Here is a 5,373-nt window from a genome sequence, read left to right on the forward strand (position 1 = left end):
TGTCTTTCTAGCTCCACCCTCAGCAGTCTTGATTTTAACGGATTTTACGTTAGATTTCCACATTTTATTGGATCTTCTATGTGAATGACTTACATTATTTCCGAAATGAGCAGCTTTCTCACAGATTGCACATTTAGCCATGATAGCACCTCCTTGACGCTTTATTGTTACTGTCGTGCTGTGTGCATAGCGTCTGAACAGTAACCTTGTGTTCAACAGATTACATTGTAACAGATGAATTGTGCTTTTGCAAGCAAAAAAAGGAAAAAACTCAAAAATTATATTTCTTTTTCTGTGAAAAGAGGTTATAATACACTTACATACAATAATGAGCATTGGAGGTAACCATATGAATGGACGTATAGATTCCGGATTAGGTCAGATCATAATTGACACAGATGTAATCGCAACCTACGCAGGAAGCGTTGCTGTAGAATGTTTTGGTATCGTAGGCATGGCTGCAGTCAGTATGAAGGACGGACTGGTAAAGCTTCTTGGAAAGAACAGCCTGAAACATGGCATCAGCGTCAGAATTACAGAGGACAATAAAATCCGCCTGAATTTCCATGTTATTGTGGCATATGGCGTGAATATAAGTACAATTGCAGACAACCTTGTCAGCAATGTCAAATATAAAGTCGAGGCCTTTACAGGAATGGAGATCGATAAGATCGATATTTATGTAGAAGGCGTACGCGCAATTGATTAGGATAGAGGAGGAACTTGTGGTGAATAACAAAACCATAGATGCCAGAATACTTTCCAGGATGTTTCTTGCAGGAGCCAAGAATCTGGAAGCTAAAAAAGAATGGATCAACGAACTGAACGTATTTCCGGTACCGGATGGAGATACAGGAACCAATATGACAATGACGATCATGGCAGCAGCAGCAGAAGTAGGTTCTCTGGGAGAGCCTGACATGGAGTCACTGGCCAAGGCGATTTCTTCCGGTTCCCTGCGCGGTGCAAGAGGTAACTCAGGTGTTATTCTTTCTCAGCTTCTGCGTGGTTTTACCAGAAGTGTTAAGAACAGTAAGGAACTGGATGCCATTGACATCGCGGCAGCCATGGAGAAAGGTGTGGAGACTGCATATAAGGCAGTCATGAAACCGAAGGAAGGAACAATCCTTACTGTTGCAAGAGAGGCTGCTGCCAAGGCTGTAGAGCTTGCGGAGACAGCAGAAGGATCTGGATACATTTTTCCAGAGCGTGATCGCTCATGCGGAGGAAACTCTGGCAAAGACACCGGAGATGCTGCCGGTTCTGAAAGAAGCAGGAGTAGTGGATTCCGGCGGACAGGGACTTCTGGAAGTATACCATGGTGCATATGATGGTTTCCTTGGCAAAGAGATTGATTATACACAGTTTGACAAGGCAAAAGGTCCTGCTGTGACTAAGATCGATGCACAGACAGAGGCTGATATTAAATTTGGTTATTGTACAGAGTTTATTATTCTTCTGAACCAGCCGATGTCCGAGGAGACAGAGCATGAATTTAAGAAATTCCTGATGTCTCTTGGTGATTCTATTGTGCTTGTTGCAGATGACGAGATTGTGAAGGTTCATGTTCATACCAATCATCCTGGACAGGCTATTGAGAAAGCCCTTACCTTTGGTGCACTTTCACGTATGAAGATCGACAATATGCGTGAGGAGCATCAGGAGAAGCTTATAAAGGATGCCGAGAAAATGGCGAAAGAACAGGCAGAACAGGAAGAAAAAGAAGAAGCAGCACAGCCGCCGAAGGAAGTTGGCTTTATTTCCGTATCTGTGGGAAAGGGAATGACAGAGATCTTTAAGGAACTGGGTGTGGATTACCTGATCGAGGGCGGTCAGACGATGAACCCGAGTACAGAGGATATGCTCAATGCCATTGCAAAAGTAAATGCAAAGACTATTTATATTTTCCCGAACAATAAGAATATTGTTCTTGCTGCAAACCAGGCAAGGGATCTTACTGAGGATAAAGAGATCGTGGTTGTGCCGACTAAGACCATTCCGCAGGGAATTACTGCCATGATCAGTTATGTGCCCGAGAAGAACAGTGCGGAGAATACTGAGGCTATGCTTCAGGCAATCGAACATGTGAAGACCGGACAGATCACGTATGCTGTGCGTGATACAAGGATTGATGATAAGGAGATCCATGAGGGTGATATGATGGGTATCGGTGATCATGGAATCCTGGCTGTTGGCAAGGACCGCATGGAAGTTGCCAAGGAGACAGTTGCCCAGATGGTGGATGATGAGTCTGAGGTGATCAGTATTTATTATGGTGCTGATACTGAGGAGGCTGAAGCTGAGGAGCTGGCAACGGCTCTGGAGGAGGCTTATCCGGATTGTGATGTGGAACTGAATGCGGGTGGACAGCCGATTTATTATTATGTTATTTCTGTAGAGTAGGATAATAGAGTTTTTGAGAGAGATAAACGAATAGTTCATGTGATGAAAACGGGTATAGGCCATTGTTGAGGGTGGGTATATCCGTTTTCGTGTTATAAAAGGGGCCGGCAGGAAAATATTTGTGTCAGGATGCGGTTTCGGCATCTAAGAGATACCTGCAAATGCATCCTGACACAAATATTTTCCTGCCTGAGATTTGGATAGTGGAAGTTTATTGTCGGCAGATTATTGTGATTGAAGAATGAGGGTTGCTTGATTTGGTTATTTTTTGCAGGGATAAGATAGATAATTTTTACTGGCTGTAAGGGATATTCATAATTATATTGTAGTAGAAAGGAATCGGTGGTATATGTCAACATCTTTGCGTACTTTGAAGGGCGTGGGGGAGAAAACGGAAAAGTTATTTGCGAAAATAGGAGTTACGGATATGGAATCTCTTCTGAGTTATTATCCACGTAATTATGATGCGTATGAGGAGCCTGTTGAGATCCGGTCTCTGGAAGAGGGAGCTGTTGTGGCGATTTCTGTGGCGGTTATAACGGGTGTGTATGTGAATCAGGTGCGGAATCTTCAGGTGATCACGACCACTGTGGCAGATCTTACGGGGAAAATTTCTGTTACGTGGTTTAATGCACCGTATCTGCGTTCTGCAGTCAGGAAAGGCAGCAGGTTTGTTCTGCGGGGGCGTGTCGTCAGGAAGCAGGGGAAGCTGCAGATGGAGCACCCTGAGATTTTTACGCCTGCGGCTTATGAGGAGATTCTGCACAGTCTTCAGCCGATTTATGGACTGACTGCGGGGCTTTCTAATAAGACGATCGTGAAGCTGATCCATCAGGTGCTTGATGAGCAGAAGCTTCAGACAGAGTATTTGGCAGATGAGTATAAGGAGAGGTATCACCTGGCAGACAGGAATTTTGCGATTCCTGCGATTCATTTTCCCAAAAATATGCAGGAGCTGTTAGCTGCAAGGAGAAGGTTGGTGTTTGACGAGTTTCTTCTTTTTATTCTTGCTGTGCAGTCTTTGAAGGAGAAGACGGAGGAAGCACCGAATGCGTTTCCCATGCATCCGGTATGGACGACAGAGCAGATTATTGAAAGTCTGCCCTATGATCTGACAAAGGCGCAGTTGAATGTGTGGCATGAGATTGAGAGGGATTTAAGCGGCCAGGCTCTGATGTCCAGACTGGTTCAGGGAGATGTAGGAAGTGGTAAGACGATCCTTGCGTTTCTTGCAATGATCATGACTGTGGAGAATGGATATCAGGCAGTGCTTATGGCACCTACGGAGGTTCTTGCAAGGCAGCATTTTCAGGCAATGGAGAAGTTGCTGCAGGAACAGAATATTGATTTTGGGCATCCGGTTTTGCTGACAGGATCAGATACCGCAAAGGAGAAAAGGGAAAAATATGTGCTGATCGCGTCAAAAGAGGCTAACCTGGTGATAGGAACGCATGCGCTGATTCAGGAAAAAGTGCAGTACAATAATCTTGGACTGGTTATTACAGATGAGCAGCATCGTTTTGGTGTGAAACAGAGGGAAGCACTGACTACTATGGGAAACCCGCCTAATGTGCTGGTGATGAGTGCTACACCGATTCCAAGGACGCTGGCGATCATTATATACGGGGATCTGGATATTTCAGTAATTGATGAACTTCCTGCGCAGAGACTTCCCATTAAAAATTGTGTGGTGGATACTTCTTATAGGCCGAAGGCTTATTCCTTTATGGAGAAGCAGATCCGTCAGGGACGGCAGGTTTATGTGATCTGTCCAATGGTGGAGGAGAGCGAAGGGATGGATGGGGAAAATGTGCTGGATTATACCCTGAAGCTTCGCAATGTTTTTTCGCCGGATATAAAGATTGCTTCTCTTCATGGAAAGATGAAAGCGAAAGAGAAGAATGTGATCATGGAGGCTTTTGCCGCAGGGGAAATTCAGATCCTGGTATCTACTACTGTAGTTGAGGTAGGAGTGAATGTGCCTAATGCTACAGTGATGATGGTGGAGAATGCCGAGCGTTTCGGGCTGGCACAGCTTCATCAGCTTCGTGGGCGTGTCGGTAGAGGGGAATATCAGTCATATTGCATTTTTATGCAGGGAAATGGTGCAAAGGAAATTTCTAAACGTCTGCAGATCCTGAATAAATCCAACGATGGATTTTATATTGCAGGAGAGGATCTGAAGCTTCGCGGTCCTGGTGATCTTTTTGGAATCCGCCAGAGTGGTCTGCTGGAATTTAAACTGGGGGACATCTATCAGGATGCGGATATCCTGAAAGCTGCCAGTGAAACGGCTTCGGAGATTCTGTCCCTTGATGCGGATTTAAGCCTTCCGCAGAATGAGGAACTTCAGAGGAGACTTTCGGCATATATGAAGGAAGATCTGCGAGAATCTAGGACTATAGAAAATGACGGATACAGAGTAAAAAATAATACTGTTCATGTTACTGTTCATAAGATGCCTAAATTATAAAAACAGAAAAACATTGCAAAAGCAGAAGATTCGTAGTATTCTATTTTCATAAAAGAATGTTACTGTTTATCATATTTTCGGTAACATAAGAATACCTGTAACTGTACAAAACTGAGCAGTTACGAATACTTATACCTTGTAAGGAGGCTAATCATATGGCAACAAAAGCAACTACAGCAGATCTCAACACATCCACTGCGAAGACAACCGAAGTTAAAGAAGGCTCCTGCAAAGACAACTGCTGAAGAAGTAGCTGTAAATAAAGAAGCAAACAAGAAAGAAACTGCTGAAACAGAGACTGTAAAGAAAGAAACAACAGCAAAGAAACCGGCAGCAAGAAGAACAAGAAAGACTGCAGAAAAGAAATCAGCAGAAGCAGAGAAAGAAACCGAGAAAGAAAGAAACAGCTAAAGCAGCAGACACTGTAGAAAAGAAACCGGCAGAAACAGAGAAAGAAGCCGAGAAAAAAGAGACAGCTAAAACAACAAAGACTGCTG

At 44.0% G+C, this 5,373-nt stretch carries 3 protein-coding genes and 1 pseudogene; 3 read left to right on the top strand and 1 reads right to left on the bottom strand.

The features are described 5' to 3' along the window. A partial coding sequence (locus AC075L_RS04210; protein WP_476387177.1) for a large ribosomal subunit protein bL28 occupies positions 1-141 on the bottom strand: 141 nt, incomplete at its 3' end. 208 nt (positions 142-349) lie between these two features. On the opposite strand from AC075L_RS04210, the gene AC075L_RS04215 reads away from it, so the two are divergent. The 3 genes and pseudogenes from AC075L_RS04215 (at position 350) to recG (ending at position 4,876) form a co-directional block, all read left to right on the top strand. Next, positions 350-709: an Asp23/Gls24 family envelope stress response protein gene (locus tag AC075L_RS04215; RefSeq protein ID WP_020993850.1), complete on the top strand. Its 360-nt coding sequence runs from the start codon at positions 350-352 to the stop codon at positions 707-709. Between the two features lie 58 nt (positions 710-767). After that, positions 768-2,403: pseudogene (locus AC075L_RS04220) on the top strand (DAK2 domain-containing protein). 349 nt (positions 2,404-2,752) lie between these two features. Further along, positions 2,753-4,876 carry an ATP-dependent DNA helicase RecG gene (gene recG / locus AC075L_RS04225; protein WP_476387176.1) on the top strand — a complete coding sequence of 708 codons (2,124 nt, stop codon included), beginning with the start codon at positions 2,753-2,755 and terminating at the stop codon, positions 4,874-4,876. The last annotated feature ends 497 nt before the right edge of the window (positions 4,877-5,373 follow it).

The organism is Blautia sp. ZXY-1-B12 (assembly GCF_056339915.1).